Annotated in this window: 12 protein-coding genes; 8 read left to right on the top strand and 4 right to left on the bottom strand. The window is 72.4% G+C overall.

Annotation, left to right across the window (positions count from 1 at the left end; all coding sequences use genetic code 11):
• Positions 1-12 precede the first annotated feature (12 nt).
• A complete protein-coding gene (locus tag AB0I49_RS11070; protein ID WP_363226716.1) occupies positions 13-696 on the bottom strand; it encodes a glycerophosphodiester phosphodiesterase family protein in 684 nt (227 codons plus the stop codon).
• Between the two features lie 457 nt (positions 697-1,153).
• Between AB0I49_RS11070 and AB0I49_RS11065 the strand changes: the two genes are divergently transcribed.
• The 3 genes from AB0I49_RS11065 to AB0I49_RS11055 are packed head-to-tail and all read left to right on the top strand — an operon-like array spanning position 1,154 to position 4,424.
• Entirely contained in the window at positions 1,154-2,551 is a 1,398-nt protein-coding gene (locus tag AB0I49_RS11065) for a DUF6421 family protein (protein WP_363226583.1), read from the top strand.
• 35 nt (positions 2,552-2,586) lie between these two features.
• A complete protein-coding gene (locus tag AB0I49_RS11060; protein ID WP_363226582.1) occupies positions 2,587-3,345 on the top strand; it encodes an SDR family NAD(P)-dependent oxidoreductase in 759 nt (252 codons plus the stop codon).
• Positions 3,324-4,424: a low specificity L-threonine aldolase gene (locus tag AB0I49_RS11055; RefSeq protein ID WP_363226581.1), complete on the top strand. Its 1,101-nt coding sequence runs from the start codon at positions 3,324-3,326 to the stop codon at positions 4,422-4,424. The genes AB0I49_RS11060 and AB0I49_RS11055 overlap by 22 nt, the downstream gene beginning before the upstream one ends.
• Positions 4,425-4,585: 161 nt before the next feature.
• On the opposite strand, the gene AB0I49_RS11050 is transcribed toward AB0I49_RS11055, so the two are convergent.
• Positions 4,586-5,314, bottom strand: coding sequence for a lysophospholipid acyltransferase family protein (locus tag AB0I49_RS11050; protein WP_363226580.1), 729 nt, complete (start codon positions 5,312-5,314; stop codon positions 4,586-4,588).
• Positions 5,315-5,614: 300 nt separating this feature from the next.
• Here AB0I49_RS11050 and AB0I49_RS11045 point away from each other — a divergent pair, with 300 nt between their 5' ends.
• The 5 genes from AB0I49_RS11045 to AB0I49_RS11025 all read left to right on the top strand — a co-directional run bounded on the left by AB0I49_RS11045 (position 5,615) and on the right by AB0I49_RS11025 (position 10,222).
• Positions 5,615-5,941 carry a thioredoxin family protein gene (locus tag AB0I49_RS11045; protein ID WP_363226579.1) on the top strand — a complete coding sequence of 109 codons (327 nt, stop codon included), beginning with the start codon at positions 5,615-5,617 and terminating at the stop codon, positions 5,939-5,941.
• Between the two features lie 318 nt (positions 5,942-6,259).
• On the top strand, positions 6,260-6,766 hold the full coding sequence (locus AB0I49_RS11040; protein WP_363226715.1) for a flavin reductase family protein: 507 nt from the start codon (positions 6,260-6,262) through the stop codon (positions 6,764-6,766).
• A gap of 197 nt (positions 6,767-6,963) precedes the next feature.
• Positions 6,964-7,749 (top strand): electron transfer flavoprotein subunit beta/FixA family protein, encoded by a 786-nt coding sequence (locus AB0I49_RS11035; RefSeq protein ID WP_363226578.1) that lies wholly within the window; start codon positions 6,964-6,966, stop codon positions 7,747-7,749.
• Between the two features lie 61 nt (positions 7,750-7,810).
• Positions 7,811-8,773 (top strand): electron transfer flavoprotein subunit alpha/FixB family protein, encoded by a 963-nt coding sequence (locus AB0I49_RS11030; RefSeq protein WP_363226577.1) that lies wholly within the window; start codon positions 7,811-7,813, stop codon positions 8,771-8,773.
• Between the two features lie 171 nt (positions 8,774-8,944).
• A complete protein-coding gene (locus AB0I49_RS11025; RefSeq protein ID WP_363226576.1) occupies positions 8,945-10,222 on the top strand; it encodes an aldolase/citrate lyase family protein in 1,278 nt (425 codons plus the stop codon).
• Between the two features lie 9 nt (positions 10,223-10,231).
• On the opposite strand, the gene AB0I49_RS11020 is transcribed toward AB0I49_RS11025, so the two are convergent.
• Both AB0I49_RS11020 and AB0I49_RS11015 read right to left on the bottom strand, forming a co-directional pair.
• On the bottom strand, positions 10,232-12,067 hold the full coding sequence (locus tag AB0I49_RS11020; protein ID WP_363226723.1) for a hypothetical protein: 1,836 nt from the start codon (positions 12,065-12,067) through the stop codon (positions 10,232-10,234).
• A gap of 251 nt (positions 12,068-12,318) precedes the next feature.
• Positions 12,319-13,356 carry a LacI family DNA-binding transcriptional regulator gene (locus AB0I49_RS11015; RefSeq protein WP_363226575.1) on the bottom strand — a complete coding sequence of 346 codons (1,038 nt, stop codon included), beginning with the start codon at positions 13,354-13,356 and terminating at the stop codon, positions 12,319-12,321.
• Between the last annotated feature and the right edge of the window lie 111 nt (positions 13,357-13,467).

Genomic DNA, 13,467 nt, shown 5'->3' with positions numbered 1-13,467 from the left:
GGCGGCAGCGGCCTATGCCGTATAGCGCGCCGCGTTCTTGATCTCCGGGAAGTCGGTGGTGCCGCCGTCCAGGCCGAGGCCGCGCGCCAGTTTGAGGTGCTCGGGGGTGTTGACGACCCACCCGATGACCTTGAGCCCGGCGGCGTGCGCGAGCTCCACCAGCTCCAGGGTGAGTCTGCCGATGTCGAGTACGAGCACGGCAGCGCCCACGGCCTTCGCCCGGTCGATCACGTCGAGGCCGTAGTACTGGGCGACCAGCCCGGTCCGTACGCCCGGCAGCAGCTTCGCGATCTCCGCGAGCGCCGCGTCGTGGAAGGAGATCACCTCGACGCGGCCGGTCAAATCGCGCCGCCGCAGCACCTCGGCGAGGGCGCGGGCCGCCGCCGCGTCCTTGATCTCCGCCTGGATCGGGGCCCGCACCGCGTCGAGGACCTCCTCGAAGACGGGGACCCGCTCACCGCGCCCCGCGTCCAGCCCGCGCAGTTCGTCGAGGGTGAGGTCGGCGACGCGGCCCTCGCCGTCCGTGGTGCGGCCGACGTCCGCGTCGTGCATCACGACGAGCGCGCCGTCCTTGCTCAGGTGCAGGTCCAGCTCGATGACGTCCAGTCCCGCACGGTCCGCGCGGACGAAGGAGCGCAGGGTGTTCTCGGGCTCCACGCCCATCACCCCGCGGTGGCCGATCGTGAGGAAAGACAAAGCTCTCTCGCTTCCGTCGTCGGTGGCTGGAGCGGACACGGCCGCAGCCTAACGGGGGCCTCCGACAGCGCGGTCCGCGCCGACGGGCCCGTACGCGGGGGCCGTTGGGCGCCGGAGGCCACGCGGCGGCGGGGCGCGTACGGGTCGCGAACGGGGCGGTGATCCCGGCGGCGGCCCGGCCCCGTCACCCGTGGGTGGGCGAGTCCCCCGCGCGCTGACGCCCGGGGCCGCCGGGGGTCTTTCCCGGCCTCCGGGACCCTGCATATCCGCCCCGATCCCGCAACCCCTACTCCTGCGCCATAAGTGATAGAACCCGGTCCGCGAGCCGATTCCGGCAGGAAAAACGGCGGTGAGATAGGGGGGTCAGCAGGATAATTTATGGCGGCTGCCCTTGAGTGAGCGAAGGACACATGGATACGGTGTCTTAACGCCAGGTTCTCCAGTGGAGGGATCAGTCATGACACAGACGCTTACGTCCGCGATCGCGGAGTCCGGTTCGCCGACCGCTGAGCGCGTGGTCGACCACCCGGCCTGGTCTGCCCTCAAGGACGCCGTGGAGACGATCCGCCCCTGGCAGTCCAAGGACGGCTCCATCGACTTCGAGGCGGAGGGCGCACCACCGGGCGACGACGTCGCGGCGCTGGTGGAGCGGGCCGTAGCGGCCGTCGAGCAGCTCGCCCCGCTGCTCCCGCACGACGCCGCCTACCACGCGGCCCTCGTCGCGGACCTGCGCCGCTGGGCGGCGGAGGGCTTCGGCGTGCCGGACTTCCTCGACTCGCTGCTGGCCTTCCAGCCCGCCGCCCAGCGCGTCGACGGCCGCCAGCACCTCGTCGTCTTCCCGATGTACACCCAGAACGGGAACCCCGACCGCAACCTCGAAGCGGTCGTCCTGCGCCTCGTATGGCCGGACTGGCTGGCCGAGCTGGAGCGCACCCGCTACGACAACCCGCTCTACCTCGGCATCACCTTCGAGGACTTCACCTCCGGCTACGACACCAACTCGGCCGTCCTCTTCCCGGAGACGATCGCCGTCCGCGAGGCCCCGGAGCGCTTCTCCTGGGGCGGCATCTTCTGCGACCGGGAGGCCGCCCGCTTCCGCCGGGTCACCGAGTCCGCCGTCGAGACCCTCGGCCTCGAACTCCCCGCCGACATCGCGGAGATGGTCGGCGACCAGGACCGCTGCCAGCAGGCGTTCGTCCTGTGGGACATGGTCCACGACCGCACCCACAGCCACGGCGACCTGCCGTTCGACCCCTTCATGATCAAACAGCGCCAGCCGTTCTGGATGTACGGGCTGGAGGAGCTGCGCTGCGACCTCACCGCCTTCCGGGAGGCCGTCAAGCTGGAGGCCGACGGCTACCGCCAGGGCCGCGACGTGCAGTACGCCGTCCTCTTCGACCGAATGTTCCGCTTCCCCGTCACCGGCGAGCGGGTGCGCAACTACGACGGGCTCGGCGGCCAGCTGCTCTTCGCCTACCTCCACCAGCACGACGTCGTACGCTGGACGGACAACACACTGCACATCGACTGGGACCGCGCACCGCAGGTCACCAACCAGCTGTGCGGCGAGATCGAGCAGCTCTACCGCGACGGCATCGACCGGCCCAAGCTCGTCCACTGGTTCGCCGCGTACGGGCTCGTCTCGACCTACCTCGCCCCGCACCCCGGCTCGGTCTGGGCCAAGGGCCCCGACGCCCTCGACCTGAACCAGCCGCCGCGCAAGCTCGTGGACGACGTGCTTCCGGACGAGTTCCCGCTCAGCATGTTCTACGAGGCCCTCTCGAAGAAGCTGCGCAAGGTGATCGCCTCCACCAAGGGCATCACCGCCGAGAGCGCCGGGCGAGTGGCCGCGTGAACGAGCACGGAGAACAGCCGGAAGGGGCGAAGACCATGAGCACTCCCACGTACGGCGGCCGGCTCGACGGGGCCGTCGTCGCGGTGGCCGGGGCCGCGGGCCCGGCCGGCCGCGCCGCGCTGCTGCGCCTCGCCGAGTCCGGGGCGACCGTCGTCGCCGCCGACGCGGACCCCGCGCGCCTCGCCGAGGCCGTGGACGCGGCGCGGTACGCGCACGGCGGGGCCACGGTCACCGGCGACACGGTGGACCTGCTGGACCTCGACGCGACCCGCGCCTGGGCGGACCGCACGGAGAAGGAGTTCGGCCGCGTCGACGGCCTGGTGCACCTGGTGGGCGGCTGGCGGGGCTCCGCCACGTTCGCGGAGACGGACCTCGCGGACTGGGCGAAGCTGGAGAAGCTGCTGGTCCGTACCGTGCAGCACACCTCCCTCGCCTTCGAGCCCGCCCTCAAGCGGGCCGGCAACGGACGGTATGTGCTGATCAGCGCGGCAGGCGCGTCCAAGCCCACCGCCGGGAACGCCGCCTACGCCGCCTCCAAGGCCGCGGCCGAGGCGTGGACCCTCGCGCTCGGCGACGCCTTCCGCAAGGCGGGGGGCGAGAGCGGCCCGTCGGCGGCGGCTGTCATCCTGGTGATCAAGGCACTCGTGCACGATCAGATGCGCGCCGAGCGCCCGAACGCGAAATTCGCGGGCTTCACGGACGTCAAGGACCTGGCCGAGGCCGTCGTCGGCGTCTGGGACCGCCCCGCCACCGAAGTGAACGGAACCCGTCTGTGGCTGACCCCCGAACCGTGACCGAGGCCCCGGCGGCCACCGACGCCGTCCGCCGTCACGACCCCGAGCTGCGCGGCTTCGCCAGCGACAACTACGCCGGCGCGCACCCGGAGATCCTGGCGGCGCTCGCCCTCGCCAACGGCGGTCATCAGATCGCCTACGGCGAGGACGTCTACACCGAACACCTCCAGGACGTCTTCCGCGCCCACTTCGGGCCGCGTGCAGAAACGTTTCCTGTGTTCAACGGGACCGGCGCCAACGTCGTCGCCCTGCAAGCCGTCACCGAGCGCTGGGGAGCGGTGATCTGCGCCGACGGCGCGCACATCAACGTCGACGAGTGCGGCGCGCCCGAGCGGGTCGGCGGGCTCAAGCTGCTGACCGTCCCCGCCGAGGACGGCAAGCTCACGCCCGAGCTCATCGACCGCGAGGCGTTCGGCTGGGACGACGAGCACCGGGCCATGCCCCAGGTCGTCTCGATCACCCAGACCACGGAGTGCGGTACCTGCTACACGCCCGAGGAGATCCGGGCGATCTGCGACCACGCGCACCAGCACGGCATGACGGTGCACGTCGACGGCTCCCGGCTCGCCAACGCGGCGGCCACCCTCGGCGTCCCCTTCAGCGCGTTCACCACCGACGCCGGAGTCGACATCCTCTCCTTCGGCGGCACCAAGAACGGCCTGCTGTTCGGCGAGTGCGTCGTCGTGCTCAACCCCGACGCCGTACGGGCCATGAAGCACCTGCGCAAGCTGTCCATGCAGCTCGCCTCCAAGATGCGGTTCGTCTCGGCCCAGTTCGAGGCCCTGCTCGCCGGGGACCTGTGGCTGCGCAGCGCCGCGCACGCCAACGCCATGGCGTCCCGCCTGGCGCGCGGCGCCCAGGCCGTGGACGGCGTCGAGGTGGTCCACCCGGTGCAGGCCAACAGCGTCTTCGCCCGGCTGCCGCGCGACGTGAGCGAGCGGCTCCGCAAGCGCTACCGCTTCTACGACTGGGACGAGCCGACCGGCCTGGTCCGCTGGATGTGCGCCTTCGACACCACCGAGGCCGACGTGGACGCCTTCACCGCGGCCCTCGCGGAGGAGATGGGCGCCCAGCGCTAGCGCCGACGCCTACGCGCATGACAGTGCGCCCGGCCGTACGAGCCGAACGGCTCGTACGGCCGGGCGCACTGCGGCGTCTCCGGACGATGTGCGGCGCCGCCTCGGGCTCGCGTCGGACCGCACAGCCCCGGCGTGAGCCCGAGGCGGCGCGGTCCGGTCCGTCACCGCCGGTCGAGAGCCTTGGCCTCCGCCGGAGTCGGCGCGCTGCCGCCCAGGTGGGCGGGGACCCACCAGGTGTCCTCGGGGCCCTTGGGACGTACGGGGTAGGCGCGCTGTGCCGCCTCCAGGAGCTCCTGGACGCGCGTCCGCAGCCGCTCGGTGATGGAGTCGGCGTGCTCGGCCGGGTCGGCGGCCATCGGCTCGCCCACCCGCATCGCGATCGGGATGTGGTGGCGGCCGAAGTCGCGCTTGTGCCCCTTGGTCCACAGCCGCTGCGTGCCCCACAGGGCCATCGGCAGCAGCGGCACCCCGGCCTCCTGCGCCAGCCGCGCCGCGCCGGACTTGAAGTTCTTCAGCGTGAACGACTGGGAGATCGTCGCCTCCGGGAACACCCCGATGATCTCCCCCGAGCGCAGCGCCTTGAGCGCGTGCTTGTACGCCTCCATGCCCGCCGCCCGGTCCACCGGGATGTGCTTCATCGCGCGCATCAGCGGACCCGAGATCTTGTGCCGGAACACCGACTCCTTGGCCATGAACCGCACCAGCCGCTTGGCGGGCCGGGCCGCCATTCCGCAGAAGACGAAGTCGAGGTAGCCGATGTGATTGCTCACCAGAACCGCCCCGCCGCGTCGCGGGACGTTCTCCGTGCCCTGGGCGTCGAAGCGCAGATCGAGCACTTTGAACATGGTGCGGGCCGTACCGATCACCGGGGGATAGACGAGCTCTGCCATATCGGGGGACCCTTCTGTTCCTCGGGAGGGTTCTCCCGACGGAAGTTACGCGGCCGTAGGTTCTCGGCTTTCGGCAGATCGTGCCTGATGTCCGGCCTGTCGGCCACCTCGTGGGCTGTCGTCGCCGGGAGATTCTCATCACGTCGCGTGCGGCTGTCCGGTGCAGCAGAAGCTACACCCGCGGCGGCCGGGATATCAGGGACAGCGGATTTTTCCGTCGCGGGAATCCTCAGGGCCGCCGCGGTGCTGCACGGTTGACGGAGTGACGAGAAGCGATCGGGTCGGCGCAGGGAGGCCGCGGTGCGGGAGCGGGACGGCGGGGAGCGGCTGAGCGCCGCCAAGATCGGCGCGGAGCTGGGGGAGCGGGCGACGCTCGTGCAGTTCTCCAGCGCCTTCTGCCAGCCTTGCCGGGCGACCCGCCGCACGCTGGGGGAGGTGGCCCGCATGGTCGAGGGGGTGGCTCATGTCGAGATCGACGCGGAGGCCCGGCTGGAGCTCGTACGGGCGCTCGGAGTCGACCGCACGCCGACCGTCCTCGTCCTCGACGCGGCCGGCCGCGTCGTGCGCAGGGCCGCGGGGCAGCCGCGCACCGTGGACGTCATCGCCGCGCTCGGCGCGGCCGTCTGAGCGGCGGCGGGCGATGAGGCGAGCGGGCACGGTCCCTGGAGCGGGGGTCCCACGGCCGTCGTGCGTACCGCGTCCGGCGGCCGGCGAAGCCGCCGCGTACCGGTTAAACCTCCGCGTGACACGTCTCCCACCTGGCAAGAGGCCCTTGACGGTGCGTACCGCGAATCGTCAGGGTGACGACATGCGGCCTGGACCCCTCCTTCTCTACGGACGTGCGCACGTCGATCTGCTGCGGACCGCGAGCGCCTGCTGTCCGAGCGCGTGAGCGGACGCGACGGCACCTCTCCCGGCTCGAACCTCCAGCAGAAGGACATCTCCATGACGGCCTCACCCGGCCTCGGCACGCCCCTGCTCGCCGCCCCCGATCTCCTGCGCTCCGTCTTCCGGCAGCACGCCGCGGGCGTCGCCGTGATCACCGCGCAGGGCGCGAAACCGGTCGGCTTCACCGCGACCTCGCTCACCTCCGTGGCCGCCGAGCCCCCGCTGCTCTCCTTCGGCGTCGGCACCGGCTCCTCCAGCTGGCCGGTGCTGGCCGAGGCCGAGCACGTAGGCGTGCACATACTCGGCGAGCACCAGCGGGAGCTGGCCGCGACCTTCGCCCGCAGCGGCGCGGACCGCTTCGCCGAGCCGACCTCCTGGCGCACGGGCCCCGAGGGCGTGCCGGTGCTCGACGGCGTACTGGCGTGGCTGGTGTGCCGGGTGGTGGCCAAGGTGCCCGCCGGCGACCACCGGCTGGTGCTTGCCGAGGCGGTCGTCGGGGACCCGGCGGGAGCGGGCCGCCCGCTCCTCTACCACCAGGGCCGTTTCAACGCTCTGCGCGACTGATCCCTCGTCCCGTCCCGCCGTTTCCGCACCGTTGGCAAGGTCACAGTTCAGTGGCCTTGCTTCCGGGGAATGACCTGGATGTACTGGCGAGTAATATTTCGTTCGGAGCGGGGCCGCCCCGACCGGAATCCGCCCCACAAGGCGCCTATGCTGCCTGCACAAGGCAGCTGAAGAGACGATGCAGTAGGAGAGCCGGCGTGAGCTTGAGGATCGTTGTCTGTGTGAAGTACGTGCCCGACGCCACCGGCGACCGGCACTTCGCCGAGGACCTGACCGTCGACCGCGACGACGTGGACGGCCTGCTCTCGGAGCTCGACGAGTACGCGGTCGAGCAGGCGCTGCAGATCGCCGACGAGGCGGATGAAGCCGAGATCACCGTCCTGACCATCGGCCCCGACGACGCCAAGGACGCGCTGCGCAAGGCGCTGTCCATGGGCGCGCACAAGGCCGTGCACGTCGAGGACGACGACCTGCACGGCACCGACGCGCTGGGCACCTCCCTGGTGCTCGCCAAGGCCGTCGAGCACGCCGGCTACGACCTCGTCATCTGCGGCATGGCCTCCACCGACGGCGGCATGGGCGTGCTCCCGGCGGTTCTCGCGGAGCGCCTGGGCGTGCCGCAGGTGACCCTGCTCTCCGAGGTCTCCGTCGCCGACGGCAAGGTCACCGGCCGCCGGGACGGCGACACCGCCAGCGAGCAGCTGGAGGCGGCGCTGCCGGCCGTCGTGTCCGTGACCGACCAGTCGGGCGAGGCCCGCTACCCGTCGTTCAAGGGCATCATGGCCGCCAAGAAGAAGCCCGTGGAGTCCCTGGACCTCTCCGACCTGGGCATCGAGGCCGACGAGGTCGGTCTCGAAGGCGCCTGGACCACGGTCGACGACGCCGCGGAGCGTCCGGCCCGTACGGCGGGCACGATCGTCAAGGACGAGGGCGAGGGCGGCAAGCAGCTCGCCGAGTTCCTCGCGGGCCAGAAGTTCATCTGAGCGTCCGACGGCCCGTACGAACCCTCACCCGCCCTCGTCATTCCCGCAGGAGAGCAGAACCATGGCTGAAGTCCTCATCTACGTCGACCACGTGGACGGCGCCGTCCGCAAGCCCACCCTCGAACTGCTGACGCTGGCCCGCCGCGTCGGCGACCCCGTCGCCGTGCACCTCGGGCCGGGCGCCGAGGAGGCCGCGAAGGTCCTCGGCGAGCACGGCGCCGTCAAGGTCCTGGCCGCCGACGCCCCGGAGTTCGGCGACTACCTCGTCGTGCCCAAGGTGGACGCGCTCCAGGCCGCGTACGAGGCCGTCTCCCCGGCCGCCGTGCTCGTGCCGTCCTCCGCCGAGGGCAAGGAGATCGCGGCCCGCCTCGCGGTCCGCATCGGCTCCGGCATCATCACCGACGCCGTCGACCTGGAGGCCGGCGACGAGGGCCCGGTGGCCACGCAGTCCGTCTTCGCGGCCTCGTTCACCACCAAGTCCCGCGTCACCAAGGGCACCCCGGTCATCACCGTCAAGCCCAACTCCGCCGCCCCCGAGGCCGCCCCGGCCGCCGGCGCGGTCGAGCAGCTCGCCGTCTCCTTCGGCGAGCAGGCCACCGGCACCAAGGTCGTCTCCCGCACCCCGCGCGAGTCGACGGGCCGCCCGGAGCTGACCGAGGCCGCGATCGTGGTCTCCGGCGGCCGCGGCGTCAACGGCGCCGAGAACTTCCCCGTCATCGAGGGCCTGGCCGACTCGCTCGGCGCGGCCGTCGGCGCCTCGCGCGCGGCGGTCGACGCCGGCTGGTACCCGCACTCCAACCAGGTCGGCCAGACCGGCAAGTCCGTATCGCCGCAGCTCTACATCGCGGCGGGCATCTCCGGCGCGATCCAGCACCGGGCGGGCATGCAGACCTCGAAGACCATCGTGGCCATCAACAAGGACGCCGAGGCCCCGATCTTCGACCTCGTCGACTACGGCGTGGTCGGCGACCTCTTCGACGTCGTCCCGCAGCTCACGGACGAGGTCAAGACCCGCAAGGGCTGACCGCGCGGGTGAGGCGGCGGTCCGTACGACCCGGTCGGGGCCGTACGGGCCGCAGCTCCGTATCCGGCGCCTCCGGAGCGGCTGTTGACCCCCGTTTGCCGGGCCGTTAGCTTCGCCCCACGGACTTCCACAAAATGTTGATGTGGGTGGCGGGCAGCGGGAGGGCGCCGGATGGGACAGCAGGAGACGGTCGCGACCAGCCTCGGCAGGGCCGTACGCGACGAGATCGACGCGTCCCTCGCCGAGACCGACGCGGACCTCGCGCGCCGCTATCCCGGCGACCCCGGCACCCGGCAGCCCGTCCACACCGTCTACGTCCCCGCCGACGCCTTCACCGCCGGAACCCTACGCACCTGGGGCGACCGGGCCCTCGCGGCGCTCGACGAACACGCCCCCGACGCCGCGGCCCTCGCCGCCGTCCTCGGCACCCCCGACGAGCTCGCCGAACCCGTGCACGAGCGCGTACGGGCCAAGCTGGAGCACGAACCCGTCGAAGACCTGCGCATCGACTTCGAGGACGGCTACGGCCCGCGCGACGACGCCGAGGAGGACGCCGATGCCGCCCGCGCGGCCGAACTCACCGCCGCCGCCTGCCAGGACGGCACCGCCGCCCCGTACATGGGCATCCGCGTGAAGTGCATGGAAGCCGCCGTCCGGGACCGCTCCATCCGCACCCTCGACATCTTCCTCACCGGCCTGATGGACGCCGGCGGGCTCCCCGCGGGGCTCGTGCTGACCCTCCCCAAGGTCAGCCGCCCCGAGCAGGTCGCCGCCATGGCGCACCTGGCCGGGGAGTTCGAGAAGGCGCGCGGACTGGCCGCCGGCCGGATCGGGTTCGAGATCCAGATCGAGACCGCCCAGGCCGTCCTGGGCGCCGACGGCACCGCCACCGTCGCCCGCATGATCGACGCGGCACAGGGCCGCGCCACCGCGCTGCACTACGGCACCTACGACTACAGCGCGGCCTGCGGCATCAGCGCCGCCCACCAGTCCCTGGACCACCCGGCCGCCGACCACGCCAAGGCCGTCATGCAGACCGCCGCCGCGGGCACCGGGGTCCGGCTGTCCGACGGCTCCACCAACGTGCTGCCCGTCGGGGCCACCGGACAGGTCCACGACGCCTGGCGGCTGCACCACCGGCTCGTACGCCGCTCACTGGCCCGCGGCTACTACCAGGGCTGGGACATGCACCCCGGCCACCTGCCCAGCCGCTACGCCGCCGTCTACGCCTTCTACCGCGAGGGCCTGGAACAGGCCGCCGCCCGCCTCGTCGCGTACACGCACCGCACGGGCGGCGGCGTCCTGGACGAACCCGCCACCGCCCGCGCGCTCAGCGGCTACCTGCTGCGCGGACTGGACTGCGGCGCGCTGGACGCGGGCGAGACGGCCCGGCTCACCGGCCTCACCCGCGCCGACCTCGAAGCCCTCGCGGGCCGGCCCGGGGCGTGACCCGGGCCCCTATTCCCGGCGCGTCACGCGCAGCCGGCCGCGGTGCCGGAACAGCCGCGCCCGCTGCGAGAGCCTGCTGCGCATCCGCACCGTCACCGCGAAGGCCACCAGCAGGATCAGCACCCCCAGGCTCGCCGCCTGCCACACCAGCGACTGGAGCACCGTCACGACTCCTATGAAGGCGAGCCCCAGCAGGAACACCATCTCGCGGAGTTCCTTCTTGAGCTGGTACGAGCGGCTGGAGCGGATACGGACCGTCGCCAGCCACTGCTCGCCCAGGCCCAGCCCCCACCACAGCCGCCGGTCCAGGAACACCCACGGCAGATCCGGGAACGTGCCCAGCGCGTCCAGAGAGCTCGGGTAACGGCTCGTCATATCCCCGCCGTGCAGCTGCGTCCGCCGCTCCTGCACCTCCGAACTGGTGCGGATCGCCTTCAGCTCCAGGGTCGGGACGATGCCCTCCCGGTCCGGGAACCCCTCGATCACCACGCTGTCCCCGCTGGCGACGCCCAGCAGCTCCAGCGTCATCTCGTCCAGCAGGCACACCTCGTGCTCGGCGCTCGCCCGGTCCCCGTCCTGTACCCGGCAGACGACGTAGTTGGGCGAGCCGAAGAAGAACCCCGTCCACCGGCTGCTGCCGTGCCGCACCTGCGCGGGCGCGACCGTGACGGCCTCGCCGGGCTCCAGGCCCAGCCCCACCCGCAGTGAGTGGTCGACCTGCATCGTCCGCGTGTCGTCGGTCGCGATGTCGGGCGCGATCACCACGCTGGCCAGCGCACCGAGCCGCTCGTGCCGGGCCGTCGGCAGCTGCGCGTTCTGCACCATCAGATGGGTCGGGTCGCCCAGCTCCCGCGCCAGCCGCGCCGAGACGCGCACGACCCCGGCGCCGCGCTGGTCGAAGAGGTTCGGCGTTCGGCACGCCGGATAGTGATCGGCGGGCAGCTCGTTGAGCGGGTGGATGTCGTCGTAGACGGTGCTCGCCGGGGCCTCGGCCACGTACTCCTCCAGGCCCGAGCGGGTGGCGCGCCCCTCGTCCGCGAAGAGCCGGGTGCCCTTCTCGCACAGGTGCCGGTCCCCGCGGGCCGCCGCGCTGAACTCCTCCGGCGTGGCGCCGAACCAGTCCCGCAACTGCCTTGACTCCGCGATGAGTTCGGTCAGCAGCTGCCGCTCGCCCGGGTGGTCGCGCGGCGCCCCGGAGCCGTCGCGCAGCACCCCGTACCGGTTCACGTACGCGTACATGCCGCCCAGCAGCTCGCCCGACGCCAGCTCCGCGCGGAACACATCCCCCGGCAGCACCACCCGGTCGTACTCGCCGACCGGGTCGAAGATCCCCTCGCTCGCGTCCACGAGCTCCAGCTGCGCCACGTCCAGCCAGGTCACGAACAGGTCCATGGTGCGGCCCGGAGCGCGGTACGGCGACGAGGACACATAACCCATGGGCGTCACATAAGCGGACACCCCGACCCCGATCCCCGACACCCGCACCTTGGCCATCGGAATCGTCGCGGAGACGCCCGCGCCCTCCATCTTGTGGCACAGCTGCGCCGGACAGGCGTTGGACCCCACCGAGAGCACGGGGAAGCGGTCGCCGACGAGCGTCTGGTTGGCGCTCATCAGCGCGTAGTTGAGCGGCACGGGCTCCTCGGCGCCGGGGTCGCCCCGGAACCCGCCGGGCGGCGGCTGCACCTGCCACTTGGCGAGCCGGCGGCCCGCCACCGGGCGCAGCGGCAACAGGCGGCGCTGGTGCAGCAGTCCGGACTCGGCGGGCCAGGCGCCGGGATAGATCAGCGGATGTTCGCGGGGCGCCTCGGCGAGGCCGAGCGCTTCGAGCGTACGGTCGTCCACGGTGCTCCTGGTCGGTGAGGCGATGTGAGACCGAGCTGATTCCGGAACGGACGCCGAACGCGGTACTCCGTCCCGGTGAGGAAGGGATACCCAACTCGGCGCCGAAAGCGCGCTGTCGACGCCGAAGGTACTCCGGTCGTGGGACGCCGTCCGTGGTTCCGCGCCGCACCCGACTACGACCCGCGGGTGCGCGGTGCGCGGTGCGCGGCGCGTCGCGATCCTCAAGCCGGGCGCCGCGTGCCGGGTGGGCGTTACGCGCCCCGCGCCGGCGGGATCTCGCCCGAGCCGCGGGCGACGAGACGGGTCGGCAGCACCGTCTGCTTCGGCGCCTCCGCCGCCCCCTCCAGCCGGCGGAAGAGCTGCTCGGCGGCCGTGCGCCCGAGCCGCGCGGCGTCCTGGGCTATTACCGTGATCCCCAGCAGGTCGGCGAGTTCCAGATCGTCGAAGCCGACCAGCGCCACGGGGTGCGGCCGCTCCGCGAGGACCCGCACGGCGGTCACCGTCACCCGGTTGTTGCCCGCGAACACGGCGGTCACCGGCTCGGGCCCGGACAGCACCCGGCCGACCTCGGCCCGTACGTGCTCGGGAGCGGTCGGCCCCAGCGACACCCAGGACTCGTCGACGGGCAGCCCCGCGTCGGCCATCGCGGTGCGGTAGCCGCGCAGCCGCTCGCTCGCGGTGTGGATGCGCGGCTGGTCGCCGACGAAGGCGATGCGGCGGTGGCCGTGGGCGATCAGGTGGGCGACCCCCTCGCGGGCGCCGCCCATGCTGTCGGAGAGCACGGCGTCGGCGTCGATCCGCCCGGCCGGGCGGTCCACGAAGACCGTCGCGACCCCGGCGGCCATCTCCGGCTCCAGATACCGGTGGTCGTCGCCGGCCGGGATGACCAGCAGGCCGTCGACCCGGCGGGCGCAGAAGGCGAGCGCCAGCTCCTGCTCGCGCTCGGGGTCCTCGGCGCTGGAGCCGTTGATGAGCAGCGCGCCGTGGGACCGGGCGACCTCCTCGACGGCGCGGTTGAGCGGCGCGTAGAACGGGTCGGCGAGGTCTTCGAGCACCAGGCCGATCGAGGCCGTGCGGCCCTTGCGCAGGATCCGGGCGCTGTCGTTGCGGCGGAAACCCAGGCCCGTGATGGCCTCCTGCACGCGCCGCTCGGTGTCGGGCGTCACCCCCGGCTCGCCGTTGACCACACGGGACACGGTCTTCAGGCCCACCCCGGCGCGCGCGGCGACGTCCTTCATGGTCGGCCGGGCGCCGTAGCGGGGCTGCGGACTGCGGGGGGTGTCGGCCACGGTGACTCGTCCTGTCGTTGCTGCTGTATGTACCGGAGTGACGTCGAGCATAGAGCCTGGACAACGTTGTCAAATGTGGAGAGACTTGTCGCTCTGCAACTCTGCCCTCGC

This window comes from Streptomyces sp. NPDC050617 (assembly GCF_040654795.1).
In the GTDB taxonomy this organism is placed as follows: Bacteria; Actinomycetota; Actinomycetes; order Streptomycetales; family Streptomycetaceae; genus Streptomyces.
This window is presented reverse-complemented; position numbering and strand designations above follow the sequence as displayed.